The following is a 23,245-nucleotide window of genomic DNA, read 5'->3' on the forward strand; positions in this document are numbered from 1 at the left end:
CCGCCTGACCTTTGATGCCCACGGTTTTGGCCATTGAAACGTCCTGCGATGAAACCAGCGCCGCCGTGGTGTGCGCGGGCCGGGTGCTGGCCAACGTGGTTTCTTCCCAGATTCACATTCACGCCGAGCATGGCGGCGTGGTGCCCGAGCTGGCCGTGCGCGAGCATTTGCGCAACCTGCCGGTGGTGGTGCGGGAGGCCCTGCAACGCGCCGGAATAACGCCCGCGGACATTGAGCTGCTGGCGGCTACGCGCGGACCCGGACTGCCCACGGCCTTGATGGCTGGCCTCAAAATGGCGCAGGGCATGGCGTATGCCCTGAACCGGCCGCTGGTGGGGGTGCATCACCATGAGGCGCATTTGTACTCGCCCTGGATTGGCGGGCAACCGCCTCAAGCAGAATGGGAGCAGTTGCAACCCAATGTTTCCCTCATCGTCAGCGGCGGGCATACCATGCTGGTTTGGGTCAAGGGTCCCTTGCAACACCAGCTCCTGGGGGCCACCGTGGATGATGCGGCCGGGGAGTGTTTCGACAAAACGGCCAAAATGCTCGGCCTGCCCTATCCCGGCGGCCCCATCATGGACCGCCTGGCCGCCCAGGGAGACCCGCGGGCGTTTGATTTTCCACGCCCGATGTTAAACGAAGACAGCGACGATTTTAGTTTCAGCGGGCTGAAGACTTCCGTCCGTTATTTTCTGGATAAGCAACCCGGGCTGGCCGATGACCCGCAGCAATTGCGTAATCTCTGCGCCAGCGTGCAGGCCGCCATTGTGGAAACTTTGGTGGGCAAGACCCTCCGGGCGGCCCGGCGGTGCCGGGTTAAATGTGTAACAGCTTCTGGCGGAGTCACATGCAACAGCAGTCTGCGCCGGGAACTGGCCCGCGCCTGTGCTGCCGCTGGCCTCAGCCTGCGGCTGGCTTCCCCTGAATTTTGCTCGGATAACGCGGCGATGATTGGGGTGCTGGCGGAACAAAAATGGCGGCTGGGGCTGGAGCCCACCGATTTGGATGCGGATATTTGCCCACGGTGGGATTTGGCTGCAACCTGGGGGAGTGCATGACCGACCGCCGACTCATTTGGGGGATGAAGTTAGCCCCCCCCCGGTATGATAATGGCGCGAGATTTGCTTTTCTCAGCTTTGCAATTTGAATTGCCTGTGGCAATTTAGCAGCGGCAAAAGTAGAAAATCTGCCTTCTACTCGCCCAAAATGAGGATACAGGCAGGGCTGTGGATAAGGCCCTGTTTATAAATTATCGTGGCATAAAAATATTTTAATGAATACTAAAGTGCGCCCGCAATGTAATCTTCCTTTCCGATGGCGAGTCTTGCGCCAGGGGGTGGGTTTCCTGTGCGTGAGCCTGCTGGTCTGCTCCTTGCAAGGCCAGCCCAACCCTCAAGCCGTTGTCCGCCTGATTCCGGATGGTGATGGATGGCGGGTGAGCCTGGACGGCAAGGCTTCGCTGCCGCTCAAGGAGCTGGCTGCCGGGGTGAAGATAAGCGGCGTGCAGATTACTCCTCCCGGCGCTGATGGCATGGCCACGGTGATGGCGGCGGAGCGCGAGGTGGCGCTGGAGGTGGAGGGATTCAAGGGTTGGACGGCGCAATTGCCTCTGGGACAGGGGTTGCGGGTGCGCCCGGAGACTCAACTCCAATGGCTGGATACGCAAACTTTGGAAGGCAACACCGCCGAGGTGACGTTGAACCTGCCGGATGGCGCCAAGGCCACGCTGCGGGGGATGGCCAGCGCGCGGTTTGATTTATTCAAAGACGGCTCTTATTACCTGGCGGGACGGGGGCCTATCACGGCCACGGATGCCGATGGATTGAGCCGGGAATTGTCGCCCTTTTTGCCGCCGATGCTGGGCGGCCCGTTGCAAAGGACAGCCGGCAACGGCAAACAACCCGGGCGTTTCCAACGATTGACTCCGCTCTTGGAGGCGGCCATTGGCGGCAAAGCGGAAAGCCAGGCGGAGATTTATCTGGGCAAACAGCGGTACACGTTGAATCCCAACACCCCGCAGATGCTGGAGCTGCCCAACGGCACGCAAATCGAGGTGACGCAAAACAGCGGCACGCGCAAGGTGGAGTGGCGGGTGCGCAAGGGCATTTTGCGGGTGTGGGTGGCGGGTTTTGATTGTTGGAGCGCCTTTCTAATTTCGGAACAAAGCGCGGGAGGTCTGTGGAATCTGGACAAAGGAGCGGTGGACACCTCGAACACGACTCCCACCAATGTGTTTTTGACGGCGCGGGAGGTGCTGGTGCGCATTGCCAACCGGTTTTCCGCCAGCGTGCCGGGGGGGGCCACCTTCCAATACATCAATGTGCAAAACTGCTCGACGTTTGTGGCGTCGTCCGACAAGCCCGTGGATTTCTTCAATCCCATTTCCCGGCAGATTACGCGAATTGGCAGCGAGAGCAGCGCCACGTTCCGCAGCGGCGTGGTGGCGGCCAGTCCCAATGCGCCCTTCAATTCCATCCAGATGAACTGGGATGAAGGGGGCGATTTGCGTATCAGCGGGACGGCGGGTGATTTCAAGGTGGCGCCCAAGACGCGCCAGGTGTTGCGCGGAGACAATGACAGCCAGTTGGCGGTGAATTACGCGGATACGGGCCTGATTGAAATCCAGTCCGTGAGCAGCGCCTATCAGATTGAACTGCGCCCGTTGAAGGACTGGCAGGTGCGGATGGGCGAAGGCGACGGGCTGGGCGTGATTTACGACAGCCGCACCGGGGTGTTTTATGGCACGGCCAATCCGGCCAACAGCGGCCCGGTGGTGTTTCAGACGCCGGAAGGATTTTCACCACAGGTGAATCCGGGGGGGATGATCACGGTGATTACGACGCAGGGGGGAGCGCTGCCCTCGCGCTTGATGGGCAGTGCGGTGTTTTACGAGCAGGGTGGAGCAGGCGGCGGCACGTATTTCGGCACCGCTTTGCAACCGAATTTGCTGCCCTTTGGGGCGGCCTCGTTAAACACCTTTGGCCATCCCAACAACATGATTGACCCGGCGCGCGTTCCCCAGCCGGGGGCATCCGTTGTTGGGGGCAAATAACCCCAAGTGAAGCAAACCCCGTGGCCCCCGGCGTGCAAACTCACCGAGTCCAGCAAACTAGCCTGCCCAAACGCTGGCTGGGGGCGGCGGTGTTGGCGGCGGCCCTGAGCACGGGCATCGCCCAGACCAGCCGCGGTTACATCATGCAGACGCTGCCGTATCCGGCCTACAGCACGCCGGAAACCAGCGCCTACAATTTGAAGTGGGGCAAGATGATTGCCCGCGTGCATGCCAGCACGCAAATGGAGTACAATGACAACATCAATCTTTCCGAGCTTAACCCGCGCAGTGATTTCAGCATCTCCCCCAATGTGGGCGTGGGGTTCATGTATCCGGTGAGCAAGAACAACCTGTTGCAACTGGATTTGGGCGTGGGCTACCGCTGGTATTTGAACAGTCCGGCGGTTAGCTCCATCATTTTGGCGCCCAATTCGCGGCTGGATTACCGGGTGTTCATCAATGATTTGAGCCTCAATTTCTACGACAACATCAGCGTCCAGGCGGACCCCGTTTCCCGCCCGGAAATCAGCGGGGCTGGGGCGGGCGACTTCATCAATTTCCGGCGGCTGCACAATCTGGCGGGGGTGATTGCCGAGTGGCGGCCGTTCCGGCAGTGGGGTTTTGTGGGGGGATATAGCCACACGCTGGACCGCAGCCTGACCAGTGAGTACCTGGAGCTGGATTATGACCAGCACACCTTCAGCCTGGGCGCCATGTACCAGGCCAGCTCGCGCTTGATGCTGGGGCTGAACAACGCCTACGCGATGACGTTTTACCGGGACAGCTTCCAGAATGACGGCACGGCCTTCAATATCGGGCCGTTTGTGACGTGGGAGGCCACGCGCTTCATTCTTCTGGATGCCTCGGTGGCCTACAGCCTGGCCACCTATGACACCAATAACCGGATTGCCGATGCCTCGGATTTTCAGGGGTTGGTGTTTCAAGTGGGCGTGCGGCATCGAATCAACCGGCGCATGAATCAAAACCTGCGCGTCGGCCGCACGGCGGGGCTGGGTTTCGGCAGCAATTACACCGAGATGTACAGCTTGCAGCATGGCTTCCAATGGCAGCTCAACCGGGCGATGAGCGTGAACACCCTCTTCTCGTATGAGAACTTCCAGGCGTCCAACGTGGGCGGGGACAGCGGCAACCGCTACATGGCCTACGTGGGGTTTAACTACTCGCTGACCAGGACGTGGAATGCCACGCTGGCCTACAGTTATGCGTTGAAGGACTCGGCGATTGAGGGCCGGGACTACTCGCAAAATCGGTTGACACTGGAATTGCAGAAGCGATTTTAATTTATGCGCATGAGTGGACCAAAGGCCGTCTGGGTCTTGCTGCTGATGGGAGCGTGGGCTGGCGCCGCCCTCGCCCAGAGCGGGGCCACCAACCCTCCAGCGCCTGCGTCCACCAATGCGCCCGCGCGCCCCGGCGATGACTTCCGGCTGGGAGTGGGGGACAAGCTGCTGTACTGGATTGAAGATGACCCCGTCAAGGGCGCGGAGCCGGATACCGTCACCGTGAACGCCCTGGGCAACGCCACGTTCCGGGTCACGCGCGGTTCGGACTTGTCCATCACTTTGAATGTGGCCGGCCGCACGCTGGCGGAGACGGCGGCGGAAATCAAACGGCGGCTGGACGCTGATTATTATCACGATGCCCGGGTGAAGCTGGAGCTGAAGGAAACCACGCCGCGGTTTGGGCAGGTGTTGTTCATTGGCCGCGGCACGCGCGGCAACATGCTGCAACTGGTGCCGGGCGAGGAAAAACGCATCTTCGAGGCGGTGTTTCAAGTGGGGGTGAATGAGTGGGCCAACTTGCGCAAGGTCAAACTCATTCGCGTGGATCCGGCCACCCAGAAGACCGAAACCAAGATCATTGACCTGGAAGAAATCCGGCGGGGCAACCGCGCCAACAACATCATTTTGCAGCCGGGGGACATCATTGACGTGCCGGAGCGCACCTTTAACTTTGGCGGTTGAGGGGCAGTATGAGCGCAAACGCCACTCCCGAAGCCCGCGGCGTGGACAGCTTTGACACGCCGCTGATGGATCGCATCAACCTGTATTTCCGGTTGCGGCGGTACATCAAGATGCTGGCGCGGCGGTGGTTTATCTTATTGCTGACGGTGGCGGTGGGGGTGGGCATGGCGGCGCATCGCGCCTACAGCATGCCGAAAATCTACCGCGCCATTTCCAAGATTGGCATTGCCTCCCGCGTGGTCACGCCATTTGACAACAAGGCGGCGGTGCTGGTGGACATCAACAGCTTCTACGACACCCATCTGCAATACCTCCAAAGCACCAAGGTGCGCGAGCGCGTGCTGGCCAAAATCCGCGCCGATGAGCGCCTGGCCGGGATGAGCGGCCCGGCCAGCGCCAGCGCCACCAAGGGCCTGGGTTTTTTCCTGATTACGGTGGACGCCACCAATTTCCTCTTCGCCCAGCAATACGCCCTTCACTGGGCGCGCGAGTTCATGAGCTTCAAGGAGGAGCTGACCGCCAGCACGGTGGATTTGAGCCTGGCGGAGACCCAGCGCGAAATTGAACGCTACGAGCGCAAGCTCGAAAAAGCGCGGCAGGATTTGCTGGCCTTTCAGGTCAAACACAACATCGCCAGCGTCAAGGAAACCGCCGATGCCGCCCAGCAGCGCCTGGACAAGCTGCTGGATGAAATGACCGCCGTCCAGACCCTGCGCCAGCGCCTGGAGAACAAATCCAGCCGCGACCTGCTCAAAGGCGGCATGGTGGAAACGCGCCGCCTGCCGGAGCGCTCCAGCAGCGACACCTCCAACCCCGCCCCCCAGACGGGGGACACCCTGGAGCGGCTGCTGAGCGAGTCCAAGTATGCCGAGCTGGAATTCCGGCTGTTGAGCAAGGAGGACGAAGTGAAAAAATACTCGGCCACCCTCAAGCCGCGGCATCCGTTCATGCAAAATCTGCTGGCGGAAGTGGACAAGTTAAAACGGGAGATGCAGTACCAGTTGGATTTGATTGAAGACAAGCGTTTGGCACGCATCGAGTCGCTGAAGCGCGATGAGGAGAGCTACAAACCGCTGATTGAGGATTTACGCAAGCAGGTGTTTGAATCGCGCAACATTCAGAATCAATTTGACCGGCTCAAGAGCGACGAAACCGACATTAAAAACGAGCTGGAAAGCCTGCGGCGCAAGGCGCGGGCGCTGGAAGCCAGCAACACACGGGGCGACAAGGAGCTGGCCATTTTGGAAGAAGGCATCGGTTCGCCCGTGCCCATCAGTCCCAACCGCCAAAAAATCATCCTGGTGGGCTTGTTGCTGGGACTGGCGGCGGGGTGCGGCATCATCTACCTGCTGGACAAACTCGATGACCGCCTCGAGCTGGCGGAAGACATTGAGGCGGAGCTGGGCCTGCCCATCCTGGGGCAGGTGCCGCTGCTGGGCAGCCGGCAGGCCAAACCGCGCATTCTCATCACCCAGATGGAGGAGCACAGCATGTTTGCGGAAAGCATCCGCGTGGTGCGCTCGGCCATCATGCTGGGGGTGGAAAGCCCGGAAAAGCAGGTGCAAATCATCACCAGCGCCGTGCCGGGCGACGGCAAAACGACCTTCTCGGTGAACTATGCCATCACCCTGGCGCTGGCCGGCAACCGGGTGTTGCTGGTGGATGCCGATTTGCGCCGCGGCAATGTGAATGGTTTTTTCAATCTGGAACGAGAGCAGGGTCTGGCGGAAATCCTGGGGGGGGAAGTCCACTGGCTGGACGTGGTGAAAGATACCTCCGTGGCCCAGCTCAAACTCATCACCACCGGCAAGCTGCCGGGGAACCCGGGGGAGTTGTTGATTGGCCCCATCACCGCCCAATTCATTCGGGAAGCCCGTCAACAATACGATTTTGTCGTGTTCGACTGTCCGCCCCTCACGGCCATTGACGACGCCTTTGCCCTGGCGGGACACGCCGATGGTTTGTTGTTTGTGGTGCGGGCTGGCAAAACCTCCATGCGTTTTGCGCGCAACGCCCTCAATGCCGTCCAACAACGGGGCGGGCGCATTTTCGGGGTGGTGTTAAACGGCATCACGGCGGACAACCCTTACTACTACTACAACTACTATTACCACGGCTATTATCGGAGCCGCGAGCGCAAGTCGTCCAAAGAAAGCCAGGCGGCGGACGTCAAGCCTGGCAAGGTCATGCCTCCACCGCGCAAGACTGCGGCCAAGCCGGGGACCGGCGTGCCGGTGGAGGAAACCAAGGAGAATTAAGCAAGGGGAGCTGGCTGGAGGGACTGCCCAGGGGAGGTCTGCTTTCGAGTGAATCGTTACCGCGCCCCGGTGCCCTGCAAGACTGCCGGGATGGTGCGGAGGAGGATTTTGAAATCCAGCCACAAGGACCAATGGTCAATGTATTCCAGGTCCAGCCGCACCCATTCCCTGAAGTCGCTGACGTTATTGCGCCCGCTGATTTGCCAGAGGCAGGTGAGGCCGGGTTTGACGCTCAGGCGGCGGCGGTGGGAGACATCATCAAAGCGCGCCACTTCGTTGACCGGCAGGGGGCGCGGCCCCACCAGGCTCATTTCCCCGCGGAGCACATTGATGAGCTGGGGCAGCTCGTCCAGGCTGTACTTGCGCAAGATGCGGCCCACGGGGGTGACCCGCGGGTCGCGGGAGAGTTTGAACACCGGCCCTTGCATTTCGTTGAGCGATTCCAGTTCATGCCGGAGCTGCTCGGCATTGGTGACCATGGTGCGGAATTTGAGCATGACGAAAGGCTTGCCGTGCAGCCCGCAACGTTCCTGGCGGAAAAGCACCGGTCCGGGGCTGGTGAGGCGGATGAGCAGGGCGATGAAGAGCAGGAGCGGCGCCAGCAGCAGCAGGCCCACCAGCGCGCCGGTGTAATCCATGACCTGTTTGGCCAGCGCCTGCCAACTGGCCTCAGGCGCGCTGCGAAAAACCATGACCGGCAGGTCCAGGAATTCGTCCAGCGAGGTGCGATAGGTGTGCGTTTTGAAGAAGCTGGCCACGAGCCAGGCCTCCACGCCCTCCAGCTCGCAGGTGCGCAGGATGTGCTCGGCCTCGCGGAAATTGGAGTGGCCGCAATGCACCAGCACGGCGCCGGCGGAGTGTTGATGCAGGAGGCCAGCCAGTTCGCTCACCTGGTTGCGCTCCAGATTCAATTCCGCCACCACGGTGGCGGAGCCGGAGCCCAGGGCTTTGAGCTTGTCGCGCAAAATTCGCAGGTCGCCCTCGTTGCCGCCCACCACAATGACGCGCTTTTCAAGCTGGTCGCGCCCATGGCCGGTGTGGTACAGGCCGCTCAGGAGCAGCTCCTTGGCCAGCAGCAGGGTGAAGCTGATGCCGCCGTAGAGCACCAGCACGCCGCGGGCCAGTTGCTCGCGGAACAGGAACATGGCCAGAATGGCGGCGAGGGTGGTGACGAAGCTGGCCTTGAACAACATGAGGGCGGTGCGGCGGCGGGAGAAAAAGAGCGGGCGCTGGTAAAAGCCCAGCCAGCTCAGGCTAATCCACGCGGCAGGGGCGATGACCAGCCACAGCCACATGAACTCGTCAAAGGGCGCAATGGGGTCGCGGCCCAGAAGGTTTTTGGCGCGAATCTCGTGGGCCAGCCACAACGCCAGCAAATGCAGGCCGGTGTCCATCACCTGATGGACCCGCGTGCGCAGGAGGCTGGAGCGTCGCAGCATGATTTTACCCGGTTAACCGAATTTTCCGCCCATCATTAAAGCCCTGAAACCGGCGCCGGCGTCAAGTCCCCTCCCGGCCTACGGAGCGGCTTGGGTGCGCGGGAGTGCGGGCACGGCGGGCGGCACCTGGAATTGCGGCGCCGCCTCCTGAATCCAGCGCGTCATCCACTCCACCGTGGGCGCTTCCTGCCCCGGCAGGCAGGTGGTGAAGAGGGAGATGTAAGCCCAGCGCTGCAGCTCCCCCGTGCGCAGCATGTGCAGGGTTTGGGACCAGACCCGGCGGGTGTGCAAGGCGGAGATTTCCTGATTGGTGACAAACCAGTACAGGTACATCCCGCGCAGGGTGATTTCGCCGCGGGGCGTTTGCATGGTTTTGGTGGCTTGCACTTTCATCACGGGCAGGGAGTATTCCACCGGCCGGGTCATGGGCACGTGAATGACTTCCGTGTCGGTGGCCTTGTATTCCCACCCCTGGCCGTTGAGGCAGAATTCCGGCTTGTGAATGCTGGTCCGGTCGCTGCCCATCAGGACCACGCTGACCAGCAGTTTGCGGTCATCCGGCCACTCATACAACCGCCGGCCGTAGGTGGTGTCGGCGGGCAGCCAGATTAATTCCAGTTTGCTGATGGGCACGGAGGTGGAAGAGGCGCCCAGGACGGAGGGCGGCAGGTACACGCTTTGCGGCATCACCAGGCGGCCGTCCTCGCCGTAGGTGGGTTCATTCACCAGCTTCACGCCGGGCGCGCCCAGATGCTGGCGGGTGCCGGCGCGATGCAACACCATGCCCGTCCCCGCCATCAGGGCGAGGGCGGCCAGGAAGACCCACCATGCGCGTTGCTTCATACTGTTTCCGGCACCCCCGCCGGCGTCGCCGGGCGGCGCGGAGTGAAAAGTTTGCCCGTGAAATAGACCATGGCAAAGCCCACCACGTAGGGCAACAGGCTCAGCCACCAGCTATCGTGCACATAATTGCCGCCGGCCTGCCCGAACAACTGCCCGGCCATCACAATCATGACCAGCCGGAGCACATTGCTGACAATGGCCGCTGGCACAGCCACCAGCACGATGATGGCGCGCTGCCACATGGGCTTGAAAAAAATAAACCCGTAAATCAGCGTCAGCACCGTCAGCGCCGTCAAGCTCTTGATGCCGCTGCAGGCGGCGGCGATTTCGTACTGAAACTTGCCGGAGGGATCAAAAATCTGGACGCCATTTTGAATCACGGGCACGCCCAGCACGTGATGCGAAATCCACACGGTGATATGGGTGGCCACCAGGCGCAGGGGGAAGGTCAGCGTTTCCGATTGGGTGGCCACCGGCACGCAAAAGATGAACAAACAAAAGGGAAAGGCGGTGGCCTTCAACCAGCGCCAGCCCCACAGCAGCCCGGTGATGGCATAAATGCCGCAGTAAAAACCGAGGATGGAAAACCGGGCCTGCTGGGCCAGATAACCCAGCACATGCAGGCCGGCGGCCAGGGCCAGCAAGCCCAGCGCGGGCCACCACGGCGCTTTGGGCAGGGGGAGCAGCTCTTCGCGTTTCCACCAGAGCAGCATCAGCACCAGCAACGGAATGAAGTAGCCATGCTGGTCCTCCGGGCTCCACTCGTACACATGAATCATCCACCCCAGCAGGCTGCCGGTCTTGATGTAGCCCAGGGTGCTGTTGCCCCAGAGGTGGAACAACAATATCCAGGCCGCCAGCAGGCCCCAGAACAATTCACGATGCGGAAATTGCGCCCACGCGGCCGCAATGTCCGCGCCCAACTGGCGGACTTCGGCCAGCAGGTCTTTGCGCACCGTCGCGGTGCTGGTTGCTGTGTCTGCGCTCATGCGCCGTTGTTTGAGTCCTGATTCTATGACACCTCGGCGGTGGAGTTCACTCAAAAATGCGCGAGGCAAACGGTTGAATGCCAGAACCAGGCCGCGCGCCTAGGGCGCGGTCGGCGTTTTCCACCGCTCGCGGTCGGTGAGGAAGAGCTGCTCCGGGAATAAATCCGCGTAGGCGTGCTTCAAGGGAAATCCGGAGGGCACCTCCTGGCGCAAGAGACATTGCGCGATGAACATGCCCCAGCCCTGATTTTCGCCCTGGACCCATTGCGTGAGGAAGCGGTTGTCGAGCGTCTGGGGCGTGAGGTAAAGCGCGTGAATGGGTTGTCGGCGGTGAATGGCCTGAAAATCCCCTTCCGAATTGAGCGGCAGCCAGATGCAGGTGCGCTGGCCGTACCAGGCCACCGCCCAGGGAATGTCGCTCATCATCAATTCATCGGGCTTCATCCAGGCGGAGACGGCTTGAATCACCCGCGGGGCGTAGGGTGGATAAGCCATCATGGGCGCGCGCGGCGGCAGCAGTTTGACCACCAAGGGGGCCACCGCCACGAGGATGAAGGCCCCCACGAACAGCGGCCGCGCCTCCCAGACGGCGGCCCGCGCCTGGTCCAGCAGCGTAAAGAACAACGCCACGCCAAACATGATGACCAGTGGTGTCAGCCATACCAGCACGTTCTCGCTGGACACCTCCCGGCTGGTGGTACGCGGCGAGGTTATCAAGGCCTGCGCGGCCGCCAGCAACACTAGGGCCAGCAAGCTGAAGAGCCGCAGGCGCGACAATACCGGCCGCCGGAAGGGCACCAGCAGACCCACCAGGAAAAACGCGCTCACCCACGTGCCGCCCAGCCGCGGCAGGTCTTCCGGGATTACCTGTCGCAGGCCCTGCACCAGTTTGAGCGGCAGGTCCAGCGCCTCCACATGCGTAAAGTCCGGCTCCAGCGAGCGGGGCAGCGTGGAAGCGGGAAAACTGGGCGTGCCTTCATAGAGCACATAACTGGCTGTGCCGAAAAATGCGCCGGTCAACTGATAATTGCGCCACAACCACGGCGCCACCACCGCGCCGGCCAGCAGCAGGGTGACGGCCAGCGCCAGCCAGCGGCGCACGCCCAGGTGCGCCACCACAAACACCGCCACCGGCACGGCCAGCCAGGCAAAGGCATAGCGTGTCAACACGCCGGCGCCGAGCACCAGGCCGGTCAGCGCTGCCAGCGCTGTCATGCGCCAGCCGCTGTAAAACTCCTCCGCTCCCCGCTCCAGCCAGACCAGGCACCAGACCAGCGCCAGCACCCACACCATCACCAAAACCGTGGAGCCGCCGCTCATCGTGAAACGCCACAGCAGCTCGGTGCCCATCAACACCACGGCCGTCAGCCACGCCACGCCTTCATCAAACAACCGCCGCGCCAGGGTGTACGCCAGCCAGACCAGCACAAAAAACAACGCCTGATTCAGGAGCACAATGGCCAGCTCCGGCAGCGGCCGGGCGGGACGATTGTCGGGGGGCGCCACTTCGTCCAGGGGCCACAACTTCATCAGCCCGGCCAGCAGGAGCGGATAGAGCGGGGGGTGATGGATTTCGGGCATGGGACCGCCAAGCTGTGCCGGCGCCAGCAGCCGGTCGAAAGCCTGCCGCTGCTCGGGCGTCCATTGGGATTCGTCGGCGGGCAGTTTGCGGCGGGCCTCCTCGGCCTGGCGCACGGCTTGTTTCTGCAGCAAATAAACCGCCAGCGGCTGAATGGAGCGGGTGACATAGCCTTCGCCGCGGGCCAGGTGGCGGCCCAACTGGGCCTGCTCCATGGCTGCCGGCTGCTCGAAATTGCGCCAGGCCCGCACATCATAAACAGCGGCCAGCGCCACCACACTCATCAACAACAAGGCGAACTTCAGCCAGCGGTTGCCCGCGCCTTCCGTCCAATGATAAATCCATTCCTGGATGCCCGACATAGTTACCCGTATTCCCCGGCCTGCGTTTTTTCTGCCGCCGGCGATGTTGCCAACATGGGGTGTGAACCTGCCTGGCGCAAGCCAAATATGGGAGAAAGGGCGGAAACTCCACGCGGAGTGAAAAGGATGGGAAACCATGATGAAAATGGCCGGCCGGCGGCGCCCTCCGAGCTGGCCCCAACCCCCTGTGCACCAGCCCCGCCGGCACGGTGGGGAGAACAGGAAGCTCAAGCAAAAAGGCCCTCCCCCAAGGGAGGGCCCGCGCACTTGAAAGACCGGCGGTAGCGAGGTCGAAGCCTCAAGGCTTGCGGTAGAGAATGAACTCGCCGCGGCGGTTTTTGGACCAGGCTTCCTCGTTGTGGCCCTGGACGGCGGGTTTGTCCTCGCCAAAGCTGACGGTGTAGATGCGGTTGCCGTCAATGCCCAGGTTGATGAGGAACTCGCGCAGGGCCAGCGCGCGCCGCTCGCCCAGGGAGCGGTTGTATTCCTCGGTGCCGCGCTCATCGCAATGGCCTTCAATTTGCAGCTTGGTGTCGGGCTGCGCCTTGAGCACGCCGGCCACGGCCTGCACCTTGGGCTGCTCGCTCTGGCGCACAGCGGAGCGGTCAAACTCGAAATAGACGGTGTAATTCTTGAGCGCCTCGCGGTCCGGCGTCATGCCTTCCAGGCCGGCGCGGGAAGGCTGTTCAAAAGGATTGCCGGACAGGGGCGTGCCGCTGGGTGACTGGTTGCTGCCGGGCAGGGCGGGAACCTGCTCCGCGCCGGTGCCCGTGCCGGTGGCGCCCGAGGCGCCGGTGCCGGTCTTGGCGGGCAGGCCGGTCACCGGTTTGTTGCTCTTTTTCGTGCAGCCGGAGGAGACCGCGAGCGTGGCCGCCAGACTCAGGGTGAGAAGCAGGGACAGATATTTTTTCATAATGGACAAGGGAGATTTGGTGCGTGGGGTGTGCGTTGCAAAGGTTACGGTTTGGGGGTTAACAAAATAAACTCGCCCCGCCGGTTTTTGGACCAGGCCGCTTCGTTGTGGCCCGGCACGGCAGGTTTGTCTTCGCCGAAACTGACGGTGAAGATGCGTTCGCTGGAGATGCCCAGCAAAATCAGGTACTCGCGGATGGACAGCGCGCGGCGCTCGCCCAGGGAGCGGTTGTATTCCTCGGTGCCGCGCTCATCGCAATGGCCTTCCACTTCCACGGAAGCCTCCGGCCGTTTTTTCAGGGCCTCGGCCACGGCCTGCACCTTGCCGCGCTCGCTGGCGCGGACGGCGGACTTGTCGAAGTCAAAATAAACGGTCTGGTTTTTGAAATACTCGCGGTCTTCGTTCATGTTTTCGCGGCGGGAGCGGTCCGGCAGCGGGATGGAGCCAACGTCCGTGGCGCCGGGTTTGAGGCCGGTGCCGGTGGAGCCGGGCGGTTGCGCGGCGCGTCCGGCATCGTCCATGAGGCCGGCCAGTTCGTTGGTGACACTGCGGCTGTGGCCCGGAATGTAGGTCAGGGCGGTGGGCCGTCGCCGGCAACCCTCGCCCAGCAGCACAATCAAAGCCAGACCCAAACTCAACCAGATGGATGCGGTGAGGCGGTTCATGATGTTCGCTTCATCGGTTCGGGGTTAACGCGCCCAACTGGGCTGGGACGCGCTGCCGCCGACCTGGTGCGCATCCTTGACCCGTTTGGTGGGGACGTCAAGCAAAGACAGCACCCGGTTGCCGTTGCCGGTGCGGCGCGCAATCACCAGCGTGCGCGAATTGGGCGCCCACGAAGGGTCTTCGCCCGGCGCCAGCCGGATGGCTTCGCCGCCCTCCGCGGGCACCACGCAGACCTCGAAGCTGTTGGGGCCGGTCTGGGTGGTGAAGGCAATCCATTTGCCGTCCGGCGACCAGTCCGGCTCGGTGGCGTTGCTCACCAGCGCCGTGCGCAGACGCCGGACTTCGCCGCTGGCCGCGTTCACCACATACAACCCGCGCCCGCCTTCCTGCCGCGAGGCGTAGCACAGATATTTCCCATCCGGCGACCAGCACGGGGAGGACTCGCCCTCGCGGCTGTTGGTCAACTTCCGCAGGTTCTGGCCTTCGGCGTCGGCCACGTACAGGTTGGGGCTGCCGCCCTTGCTCAGGATGAGGGCCAGCTTGCCATCAGGGGATACAGCCGGGCTGATGTTGGAGCCGGCATGGCGCGCCACCGGCCGCCGCACGCCCGCGCTCAAGTCATGCAGGTAAATGGCGGGGAAGCCTTCCTTGTAGGAGACGTAATACAACTGGCGCGCGCCCGGCCGCCAGCAGGGGGCGGCGGCAATGGTATTGTCGCGGGTGATGGCCACTACGTTGTGGCCGTCAAAGTCGGAGACACAAATTTCCTTGGCGGGCCCGCGGTCCACCTTGAAGGCAATCTGGGTGTGGAAAATGGGCTTGGTGCCGCGGAGGGCAAGGATGACATCGTTGGCAAAGGCATGGGCCTGCGCCCGCAGCGTGCCCCCGGTGTAAGCCTTGGCGAGCAGCGAGCTTTTGGTGCGGGCGTCCATCAGGGCGCCCTGCACGTTGCCACTGTTGGAGCCTTGCACCAGGTACACCGCCCGCTCCAGCGGCACGATTTCACAACCGAGCACTTCCAAATCAAAACGGATGACCTGGTCCACCTCTCCCGCAAAACCCGCCACCGCCACCGGAATGACCGAGGCCGGGTTGGCCTCCTTGGGAATGACGAGTGTTTCCTCCCCGGTTTGGGCGCGCAAGCCCTCCGCCCACAGGCAGAGGCTCGCTGCGCCCCAGGCCAGGCGCTGACCAAAACTCCGGCGCGACACGTAAAGTTTGTTCATCCTAATCCTCGTTTGACTTTGAGATTGAATTCGATTTTGAAGGTCCGCTCCAAATCCCGCGCCCCCTCGGGAAAGGGCGGCAGTTCTTTCACCGCCTCGAGCGCGTTTTGCACGGACAAATCCATCAGGTGGTTGCCCGAGCGTTTGAGGATGCGGGCATCCACAATCCGGCCGCTGCGGTGCACAATGATGCGCGCCACCGTCACCGCCGTCTCCTCCTCCAGTTCCGGCGGCGGTCGCCAGGCATCGTCATACGCGCCCAGCACGGCCTGGCTGTAATTGATGGCCGCGGCCCCGCCACCCACCCCGGAACCGACCACATCGCTGAGGGTCAATCCGCCGGAGGTCAATCCCTGGTTAAGGGATTGCATGACCCGCTCCACGGCCTGGGCGCGCTGGTGGGACGCCGCCGCGCCACCTTTGGCGGTGGACGCTGGCGAGGTCTTCTCGCTGGCCGATTTCTCCGCGCTCTTGCGCGTGGTCAAGGTGGTGTTGATGCGCGGGTTTTTGGAAGGCGGCGCGGTGGTGGTGGCCTTGGCGGTGTTTTTGGGCGCCGGCTCCACCTTGGGCGCAACGGGCGTGGGATTGGCCTTGGGGGGCGTGGGCGTGGGAGGGGTGGGCGGCGTGGGCGTGGGAGTGGTCCGGGCGGGGGGCGCCGGCGGCGCGGGGGTGGGGGAGGGCGTGGGATTGGGCAGGCGCACCATTTGGGGCGCGCCGCCTCCGCCATTAAGCACACTGTCCACCAGCCGCCCGCTGAAATACTTGATGGGGATGATTTCGCGCGGGGGCGGCGGCTTGTGGAAGGCGGAGCCGACCAGCAAAACGCCCAGCAGCACCGCGTGAATGGCGGCGCTCACGAACAGGCATTTTTTTTGCAGTGGCTCCATGTTACCGGGGTTCGCCCTGGGTGCGCAGGCTCAGGCGGGTCATGCCGCGGCGTTCGCACATGTCAATCAACGCCGCCACATACTTGTATGGCCCGTCCTGGTCCGCCCGCACATAAATGATGGTGTTGGGATTGGCCCGAAACGCCCGGGCCAGCTCCTCCTCGATTTGCGCCAGCGTCATCGGCCGCCCCCGCAAACGGTACTGGCCGGTGGGCGAAATCTCGACCGTCTGAATGTCATCCCGATTGGGGCGTTGCGGCTCGGTGCGCCCGCCCTCGGGGAGATTCAGGCGGATGCTCTTTTCCAGGAGTGGCGTGGTGATGACAAAAATGATGAGCAGCACAAAGGCAAGGTCCAGCAGCGGAGTGATGTTGATTTCACTCAGCGTGACCAGAGGGTTTCTTTGGCTGAACCGCCGCATGGCTGCCGCGTCTATTTTTCTTCCAGATACTCCGCCTCCATCCGCGAGGCGAGGTCCTGGGCAAAGTTGTCCAATTGCACCGTCATGGCGCGCAAATTGTGCACCAGATAATTATATCCAAACATGGAAGGGATGGCGACCAGCAGGCCGGCCACGGTGGTGATGAGGGCCGCCGCGACGCCGGGGGCCATGGTGGCCAGCGTGGCCTCGCCCTTCAAGGCCACATGGCTGAAGGTGCTCATCACGCCCCACACCGTGCCCAGCAGCCCCAGGAACGGCGCGCCGCTGACCGCCAGGGCCAGCGTGATTAACCCGCTCTCGAGTTGCAGGCTTTGCGAGGCCACCGCCCCCTCCAGCGCGCGTTTCACGTGCTCCATCGCCTTCAACGAAACAAAGGTTTTGCGTCCCTGGCCGTCCGGCTGGCGCAGTCGCGCCTCCAGCGCCGAGCAGCCTTCCAGATAGACGGAATACAGCGGGCAACCCTCCACCGGGAGGTTGCGGTCATAGACGGCCAGGACATTGGGCTGCCGGCGATACTCGGCGGAGAAAAAGGCGTTGAGCTTTTTCGCGCGCCGCATTTGCAAGGCTTTGGCGGCCATCACCGACCACGCGGTGATGGACAGCACAATCAACAGAATGATGATGATTTTTGCTTCCGTGGTCGCCCACGTCCAAATGGAAATCAATTCCATTTGGGCTGCCATGAATGCCCAAGGCACAGTCTTACAATCCTTTCCACCGGCCTGCCGCCCGCCCGGCCCCTGCCCGGTGAGCGCAACGGCATGGCCCTGCTCTTGTGCGGCAACGTTAAAGTGATGCACCCGGTGCCGGACCCATCCCCTGCCGCGGCGGAATAGGTTCACCTCTGCTCGCACCTGCGCGCGGACCGCCTTTGCCCCTTCCCGCGCGCAGAACATGACGGTTTGATGCCCTATTTCCGCCGACTGTTCAATCCTTTTTGCGCAGTTCCGCGCGAACCGCCGGCGTTTGCGCCTTGCCTGCCGCGGCGGTCCGCCTTCCCGCTGGCCATTCCGGGCCGGACATGGCAAGCTGCCGCCATGAAATATACCTATGAAGAACTGGCGGGGATGCTGGACCATTCGCTGCTGCATCCCACGCTGACCGACCAGGAAATGGAGGAGGGCTGTCGGCTGGCCGCTCGTTATCGGGTGGCCTCGGTGTGTGTCAAGCCGTACTTCGTCAAGCGCGCCGCCGAGCTGCTGCGCGGCACGGGGGTCAAAGTGGGCGCGGTGGTGGCCTTCCCCCACGGCAACAGCGCCACGGAGGTCAAACGTTATGAAACCCGTGTGGCCTGTCAGGACGGCGCGGTGGAGATTGACATGGTCATCAATGTGGGGAAGGCCCTCAGCGGCGATTGGGATTACGTGGAGGCCGACATCCGGGCCGTCTGCGAAGAAGCCCACGCCCACGGCGCCAAGGTGAAGGTCATTTTTGAAAACGATTACCTGCCCAACGACGACATCAAAATCCGCCTCTGCCAGGTCAGCGAGCGCGCCGGCGCCGACTGGGTCAAGACCAGCACCGGCTACGGCTTTGTCAAAGGGCCGGACGGCAAATACAGCTACCGCGGCGCCACCGAGCATGATTTGCGCCTGATGCGCGCCCATGTCTCGCCCGCCGTGCAAGTGAAAGCGGCCGGCGGCGTGCGGGACCTGGACACGCTTATGTTGGTGCGCGACTTGGGCTGCACCCGCTGCGGCGCCACCGCGTCGGCGGCCATGCTGGAGGAATACAAAAAGCGCGCGGCGGGCGAGGGGGCTGCCTCGGGCCAGGCCAGCCTGGGCAGCGGGGGTTATTGAGGCGGAGGCCCTGCCTTATTTGCGGGTCATCGGTACAAAGCGCACCGGCAGGACAGCCTGCTGGCGGACGCGGTCCTTCTCTTTGACCAGCAAGTACAGGTCCTGCGCGTGCAGCGGCCCCACCGGGATAATCATGCGGCCGCCCTCCTTGAGCTGGCGCACCAGCGGCTCCGGCACTTTTTCCGGCGCGCAGGTGACGATGATGGAGTCAAAGGGGGCGTGCTCCGGCCAGCCCAGGTAGCCATCGCCCGCCTTGACCATGACGTTGGTATAGCCCAGCCGTTTCAGGGTGGCCTCGGCCTGGCGGGCCAGCGGCTCAATGATTTCGATGGTGTACACCTCCTTGACCAGCGGCGAGAGTACGGCGGCCTGATAGCCGCTGCCGGTGCCGATTTCCAGGACCCGATGATGCGGCTGCGGCTCCAGGCATTGTGTCATGAAAGCCACGATGTAGGGCTGGGAAATGGTCTGGCCGTGCCCGATGGGCAGGGGGTAATCCTCGTAAGCCTCGCGCACGACGTTGGCCGGCACAAATTCATGGCGGGGCACCTGCCCCATGACTTCGAGCACGCGCCGGTTGGTGATGTCACGACCGAAGCCCGCCAATTGCTGCTCCACCATCCGGCGCCGGGCCTGGGCAAAGGCGTCCGCTGCGCCTCCCGGATTGGGCGGCTCTGGCGCGGAATCGCAACCCCAAAACGACCACCAGCTCATCATTGCCAGTAGCAAGATGCCATAGGGACGGCGGGCTGTTAATTGCATTTTCATGGCACAGCCAGGGTGAAGACCAGCAACAATATAAGCCAGCCATCCGCCTAAAGCCAGCCTGCCGGGAGCTTGAATTCCCCTGCCGCCGGGCCACTGCCCAACTGCCCGCCAGCGGCCCACCTTTACCGCCTCCGCCGCCACGGGCAGGGGGATTTTCCCGAAATTCCCCGTTGCGCGCGAGGCAGGGAGCCTCTTATTTTGGGGGCGTGTTGCGCGAATTGACCCAACAACTGCGTGCCGCCATTGCCCTGACACCGGAGCAGGTCAACCTTGCCGTTCAAGGATTGACCAGCGAAAGCGAGGCGGTGGAAGCCAAGGCCGATTTTCTCAGCGCGCTGGCCCAAAAAGGCGAGACCCTCGAGGAAATCACCGCCTTTGCCCGGGCCTTGCGCGCCCTGGCCGTGCCGGTGGAATTGCCGCCTGAGCTGCGGCAGCAGGAAATTCTGGACGTGGTGGGCACGGGCGGGGACCGTGCGCACACGCTCAATTTTTCCACCATGTCGGCCCTGATTTGTGCCGCGGCCGGCCTGCGGGTGGCCAAGCATGGCAATCGCGCCGCCACGTCCCGCTGTGGCAGCGCTGATGTGCTCGAGGCGCTGGGGATTCCCGTGGATTTGCCGCCGGCGGAAGCCGTGGCGGCGTTGCAGGCGCATCATTTCGCGTTTTTCTTTGCGCCGCGCTACCATCCCGCCTTTCGTCACATGGCACCCGCCCGCAAGCTCTGCGCCGAGCGTGGCCAGCGCACCATCTTCAACTTTTTGGGGCCGCTGTTGAATCCAGCCCGGCCTTCGGCCCAGCTTATGGGCGTGCCGCGGCCGGAGCTTTGCGAGCCACTGGCGCGGGTGTTGCAGGGGCTGGGCGTGCGGCGCGGCATGGTGGTGTGCGGGCAGGCGGGAGCGTTGTGGCTGGATGAAATGTCCACCGTGGGGGAAACCGTCGTGGCCGAGTTTTACCACGACCATGCCCACGCCGTGAGCCGGCTGGCGCCGTCCCAGTGGCCGCTGCAACCGGCCACCCTGGCGGATTTGCAGGGAGGCGACCCCGCCCAAAATGCGCAGGCCGCCCGTGATTTGTTAAGCGGGCGCGACCGCAGCCCCCGGCGCGACGCCGTGCTGCTTAACGCGGGCGCGGCGTTGTTCGTGGGGGGCGCCGCCCGCACCATCACCGACGGCATCGAGCTGGCGGCGCGGCTCGTGGATGAAGGGGTGGTGACCCGAAAAATGGCAGAACTGAGCCGGCAGGCTTGACCCCGCGGGGAAGCGGCAGGAAACGCCCGAATAGTCCAGGGAGAAGTTAAACCATGGAAGAGCTTTACGAAATCCACGACTCGCCCATTCATGGGCGCGGTGGTTTTGCGCGGCGGGACATCCCCGCCGGCACGCGCGTGCTGGAATACCTGGGCGAACGCATCACCAAGGCCGAGTCGCTGCGGCGTTGCGAAGCCCACAATGCCTACATTTTCCATTTGGACGAGGAATTTGACCTGGACGGCCTGGTGCCGTGGAATCCAGCCCGTTTTCTCAATCACAGTTGCGCGCCCAACTGCGAGGCCGTCATGGAGCACGGACGAATTTGGATTGTGGCTTTGCGGGATATTCGGGCGGGCGAAGAACTCACTTTTAATTACGGCTACGATTTGGTGGATTACCAGGACTACCCCTGCCACTGCGGCGCGCCCAATTGTGTGGGTTTCATGGTGGCCGAGGAGTTTCACCCGCGGTTGCGCGAACGCCAGGCCCGCGCGCCGGCCGACGCCCTGCCGTCGCCGGCCACCGGCCTTTAAGGACGCCGCTGCACCAGCACGCAAAATCTCTCGCCCATGTGCTGAGGATGGGTGAGCGTCATGAACTGCCGGCGGCGGGCGGCTGTCCATGCCAACTTTTCCCCCAGCTCCAGGGCCAGGCGGGTCAGGAAGGGGCCTTGTTTCTCCAGCGTTTCGGTCACCAATCCCGCCGCCCGGCCGGCTTCCTCCACCGCGGCAAAGTTCACATCCGCAGTCAGGTCCTGCTCGCCAGGGCGCGCCAGCAAATCATCCTGCAAGGTGTGGCGCCAGAAGGCCCGCAGGGTGCCCTGCGGGCGCCTGGGGTCCAGCGTCCCAGCCTGCGCGCTGCCATAATCCAAGGTCATCAGACGCCCGCCGGGGGCCAGCAGCAGGGCGGCGGTGCGCCACCATTCCAGGGCGGCAACCGGCGCCTCCACCGTGAAACCTTCCGGCAACACCTCCAGCAATACCTGGGGCAAGTCAGGCGCCAGCGCGGGTGAACTCAAGGCCAACCGCGTCCAAACCAGTCCGCCGCATCCCGGGCGGACGCCCCATTCAAACCATTCCTGCCGCGCCGCATCCCACCCCAAACGGTGTACCGGCAAGGCGTCCAGCAGTTCATTGGAGTAAATGACCCCGCGCAGCGGCCGGGGCAGGTCCTCCCAGGAACGGGCGCGGCGCACCTGCGCGGCAAAAGAGGCCAGCGTTTCGGCCTGCCAGGCGGCGCGAGTGTCGGAGGGTTCCAATACGTAATAGACCACGCGGCGGGCCAGCTCGGGATAATGCTGGTGCAGGGCGGTGAGGACGTCGGCCGCCAGCCGGCCGTCGTGCGCTCCGGCTTCCACCAGCGCCGGATGCTCCCCAAGGACCGGCTCGGCGAGCCAGCGGGCAAAGCGATGCGCCAGTAATTCACCAAAGAGCGGGCCGGTGCTGACGCTGGTGAAAAAGTCGCCCCGCCGGCCGGGAGTGTGCTCCCGCCGCTCGTAGTACCCCAGCTCCGGATGATAAAGCGCCAGCTCCATGAAGCGCGCAAAAGTCAGCGCGCCGCCGCTGGATTCCAGCGCCAGTTGGAGGGCGCGCGGCAGTTCATTCATAAGCTTGCAGTTTCCGCAAAATCATCTAATAGTAAAGGTCAGGACCGTTACATATCCATTTTATGGCCAAAATAGACGCCTTTTTTAATTTGCTCCTCGAACAGAAAGCCTCGGACCTCCACATGTCCTCCGGCAATCCGCCCATGCTGCGCATCAACGGCGAGCTGCACCGGGTGGACTTCCCGGCGCTGGAAAACGACTCGCTCAAGGCCATGCTCTATGAGATTGCGCCGGAGTACAAGATTAAGGTGTTCGAGGAAACCGGGGACGTGGACTTCGGCTACGAGATTCCCAATGTTTCGCGCTTCCGCGTCAATTTCTTCAACCAGAAAAATGGCATTGCCGCCGTATTCCGCCAGATTCCCAGCAAGGTGCTGTCGTTTGAGGATTTTGAGAAACTGGAGGCGCCGCTGCCGCCTGTGCTGAAGAAGTTTTGCATGTTGCACAAGGGCTTGGTGCTGGTGACCGGCCCCACCGGCTCCGGCAAGAGCACCACCCTGGCCGCGATGGTGGATTACGCGAATAAAAACCGGCGGGACCACATTCTGACCATTGAGGACCCCATCGAGTTCGTGCACGAGAGCAAGGGCTGCCTGGTGAATCACCGCGAGGTGGGGGTGCACACCAAGTCGTTTGCGGCCGCGCTGCGCGGCGCGCTGCGCGAGGACCCCGACATCATTCTGGTGGGCGAAATGCGCGACTTGGAAACCATCGAGCTGGCGCTCACCGCGGCCAGCACCGGCCATCTGGTCTTTGGCACGCTGCACACCCAGAGCGCGGCCAAGACGGTGGACCGCATCATTGACGTGTTTCCTGCCGACCAGCAGAACAAAATCCGCGCCACGCTGTCGGAAGCCCTGCGCGGGGTGGTGGCGCAAAACCTGTTCAAGCGCATTGACCGCAAGGGCCGCGTGGCGGCGCTGGAGATTCTGGTGTTCACCACCGCCGTGGCCAACCTGGTGCGCGAGGGCAAGACCCACCAGATTCCGGGCATGATTCAGGTGGGCAAGCGCATCGGCAACCAGCCCCTGGACGATGCCATCATGGACCATTTGAAAATGAAGCGCATCTCGCCGGACGAGGCCTTTGAGAAGTGTCTGGACAAGAAAAAGTTTTTCCCCTTCCTGTCGCCGGAACGGCAGGAGGAGGCGCGGGCCAATGGCGATGTGGAATAATCA

At 63.0% G+C, this 23,245-nt stretch carries 21 protein-coding genes; 9 read left to right on the forward strand and 12 right to left on the reverse strand.

Annotation, left to right across the window (positions count from 1 at the left end):
• Positions 1-14 precede the first annotated feature (14 nt).
• The 5 genes from tsaD (at position 15) to NXS98_RS15240 (ending at position 7,298) form a co-directional block, all read left to right on the forward strand.
• Entirely contained in the window at positions 15-1,061 is a 1,047-nt protein-coding gene (gene tsaD, locus NXS98_RS15220; protein WP_283848185.1) for a tRNA (adenosine(37)-N6)-threonylcarbamoyltransferase complex transferase subunit TsaD, read from the forward strand.
• 215 nt (positions 1,062-1,276) lie between these two features.
• Positions 1,277-3,055: a hypothetical protein gene (locus NXS98_RS15225; RefSeq protein ID WP_283845883.1), complete on the forward strand. Its 1,779-nt coding sequence runs from the start codon at positions 1,277-1,279 to the stop codon at positions 3,053-3,055.
• Positions 3,056-3,087: 32 nt separating this feature from the next.
• Positions 3,088-4,356: a porin family protein gene (locus tag NXS98_RS15230; RefSeq protein ID WP_283845884.1), complete on the forward strand. Its 1,269-nt coding sequence runs from the start codon at positions 3,088-3,090 to the stop codon at positions 4,354-4,356.
• Positions 4,357-4,365: 9 nt separating this feature from the next.
• On the forward strand, positions 4,366-5,040 hold the full coding sequence (locus NXS98_RS15235) for a polysaccharide biosynthesis/export family protein (protein ID WP_283845885.1): 675 nt from the start codon (positions 4,366-4,368) through the stop codon (positions 5,038-5,040).
• A gap of 8 nt (positions 5,041-5,048) precedes the next feature.
• Positions 5,049-7,298, forward strand: a complete 2,250-nt coding sequence (locus NXS98_RS15240) for a polysaccharide biosynthesis tyrosine autokinase (RefSeq protein ID WP_283845886.1) — start codon at positions 5,049-5,051, stop codon at positions 7,296-7,298.
• Positions 7,299-7,354: 56 nt separating this feature from the next.
• On the opposite strand, the gene NXS98_RS15245 is transcribed toward NXS98_RS15240, so the two are convergent.
• From NXS98_RS15245 to NXS98_RS15290, 10 genes are all read right to left on the reverse strand, one after another.
• Complete coding sequence (locus tag NXS98_RS15245; protein ID WP_283845887.1) at positions 7,355-8,737, reverse strand: sugar transferase; 1,383 nt, start codon at positions 8,735-8,737, stop codon at positions 7,355-7,357.
• A 78-nt stretch (positions 8,738-8,815) separates the two neighbouring features.
• Complete coding sequence (locus NXS98_RS15250; RefSeq protein WP_283845888.1) at positions 8,816-9,580, reverse strand: exosortase-associated EpsI family protein; 765 nt, start codon at positions 9,578-9,580, stop codon at positions 8,816-8,818.
• On the reverse strand, positions 9,577-10,569 hold the full coding sequence (locus NXS98_RS15255) for an exosortase/archaeosortase family protein (RefSeq protein WP_283845889.1): 993 nt from the start codon (positions 10,567-10,569) through the stop codon (positions 9,577-9,579). The genes NXS98_RS15250 and NXS98_RS15255 overlap by 4 nt, the downstream gene beginning before the upstream one ends.
• A gap of 99 nt (positions 10,570-10,668) precedes the next feature.
• On the reverse strand, positions 10,669-12,510 hold the full coding sequence (locus tag NXS98_RS15260) for an ArnT family glycosyltransferase (protein ID WP_283845890.1): 1,842 nt from the start codon (positions 12,508-12,510) through the stop codon (positions 10,669-10,671).
• 298 nt (positions 12,511-12,808) lie between these two features.
• Positions 12,809-13,423 carry an OmpA family protein gene (locus tag NXS98_RS15265; RefSeq protein WP_283845891.1) on the reverse strand — a complete coding sequence of 205 codons (615 nt, stop codon included), beginning with the start codon at positions 13,421-13,423 and terminating at the stop codon, positions 12,809-12,811.
• Positions 13,424-13,467: 44 nt separating this feature from the next.
• The gene (gene pal / locus NXS98_RS15270) at positions 13,468-14,088 is read right to left on the reverse strand and encodes a peptidoglycan-associated lipoprotein Pal (RefSeq protein ID WP_283845892.1); all 621 of its coding nucleotides are present in this window, start codon (positions 14,086-14,088) and stop codon (positions 13,468-13,470) included.
• Between the two features lie 24 nt (positions 14,089-14,112).
• On the reverse strand, positions 14,113-15,315 hold the full coding sequence (locus NXS98_RS15275) for a beta-propeller domain-containing protein (RefSeq protein ID WP_283845893.1): 1,203 nt from the start codon (positions 15,313-15,315) through the stop codon (positions 14,113-14,115).
• Positions 15,312-16,172 (reverse strand): energy transducer TonB, encoded by an 861-nt coding sequence (locus tag NXS98_RS15280; RefSeq protein ID WP_283845894.1) that lies wholly within the window; start codon positions 16,170-16,172, stop codon positions 15,312-15,314. The genes NXS98_RS15275 and NXS98_RS15280 overlap by 4 nt, the downstream gene beginning before the upstream one ends.
• Before the next feature lie 31 nt (positions 16,173-16,203).
• A complete protein-coding gene (locus NXS98_RS15285) occupies positions 16,204-16,623 on the reverse strand; it encodes an ExbD/TolR family protein (RefSeq protein ID WP_283845895.1) in 420 nt (139 codons plus the stop codon).
• An 11-nt stretch (positions 16,624-16,634) separates the two neighbouring features.
• Positions 16,635-17,327 carry a MotA/TolQ/ExbB proton channel family protein gene (locus tag NXS98_RS15290; protein WP_283845896.1) on the reverse strand — a complete coding sequence of 231 codons (693 nt, stop codon included), beginning with the start codon at positions 17,325-17,327 and terminating at the stop codon, positions 16,635-16,637.
• A 354-nt stretch (positions 17,328-17,681) separates the two neighbouring features.
• Between NXS98_RS15290 and deoC the strand changes: the two genes are divergently transcribed.
• On the forward strand, positions 17,682-18,443 hold the full coding sequence (gene deoC / locus NXS98_RS15295; protein ID WP_283845897.1) for a deoxyribose-phosphate aldolase: 762 nt from the start codon (positions 17,682-17,684) through the stop codon (positions 18,441-18,443).
• 15 nt (positions 18,444-18,458) lie between these two features.
• Here the strand turns inward: deoC and NXS98_RS15300 are convergent, their stop codons facing one another.
• A complete protein-coding gene (locus NXS98_RS15300) occupies positions 18,459-19,211 on the reverse strand; it encodes a protein-L-isoaspartate(D-aspartate) O-methyltransferase (protein WP_425499913.1) in 753 nt (250 codons plus the stop codon).
• A 206-nt stretch (positions 19,212-19,417) separates the two neighbouring features.
• Between NXS98_RS15300 and trpD the strand changes: the two genes are divergently transcribed.
• Entirely contained in the window at positions 19,418-20,458 is a 1,041-nt protein-coding gene (trpD, locus tag NXS98_RS15305; protein ID WP_283845898.1) for an anthranilate phosphoribosyltransferase, read from the forward strand.
• Positions 20,459-20,511: 53 nt separating this feature from the next.
• Positions 20,512-20,994 carry an SET domain-containing protein gene (locus NXS98_RS15310; RefSeq protein WP_283845899.1) on the forward strand — a complete coding sequence of 161 codons (483 nt, stop codon included), beginning with the start codon at positions 20,512-20,514 and terminating at the stop codon, positions 20,992-20,994.
• Here NXS98_RS15310 and NXS98_RS15315 read toward each other — a convergent pair.
• On the reverse strand, positions 20,991-22,067 hold the full coding sequence (locus NXS98_RS15315) for a class I SAM-dependent methyltransferase (RefSeq protein ID WP_283845901.1): 1,077 nt from the start codon (positions 22,065-22,067) through the stop codon (positions 20,991-20,993). The two genes, NXS98_RS15310 and NXS98_RS15315, sit on opposite strands and share 4 nt — an antisense overlap.
• 62 nt (positions 22,068-22,129) lie before the next feature.
• On the opposite strand from NXS98_RS15315, the gene NXS98_RS15320 reads away from it, so the two are divergent.
• Positions 22,130-23,242, forward strand: coding sequence for a type IV pilus twitching motility protein PilT (locus NXS98_RS15320; RefSeq protein ID WP_283845902.1), 1,113 nt, complete (start codon positions 22,130-22,132; stop codon positions 23,240-23,242).
• Positions 23,243-23,245: the final 3 nt, after the last annotated feature.

Origin of the sequence: Fontisphaera persica (genome assembly GCF_024832785.1) — a bacterium.
GTDB classification, from domain to species: Bacteria; Verrucomicrobiota; Verrucomicrobiia; order Limisphaerales; family Fontisphaeraceae; genus Fontisphaera; species Fontisphaera persica.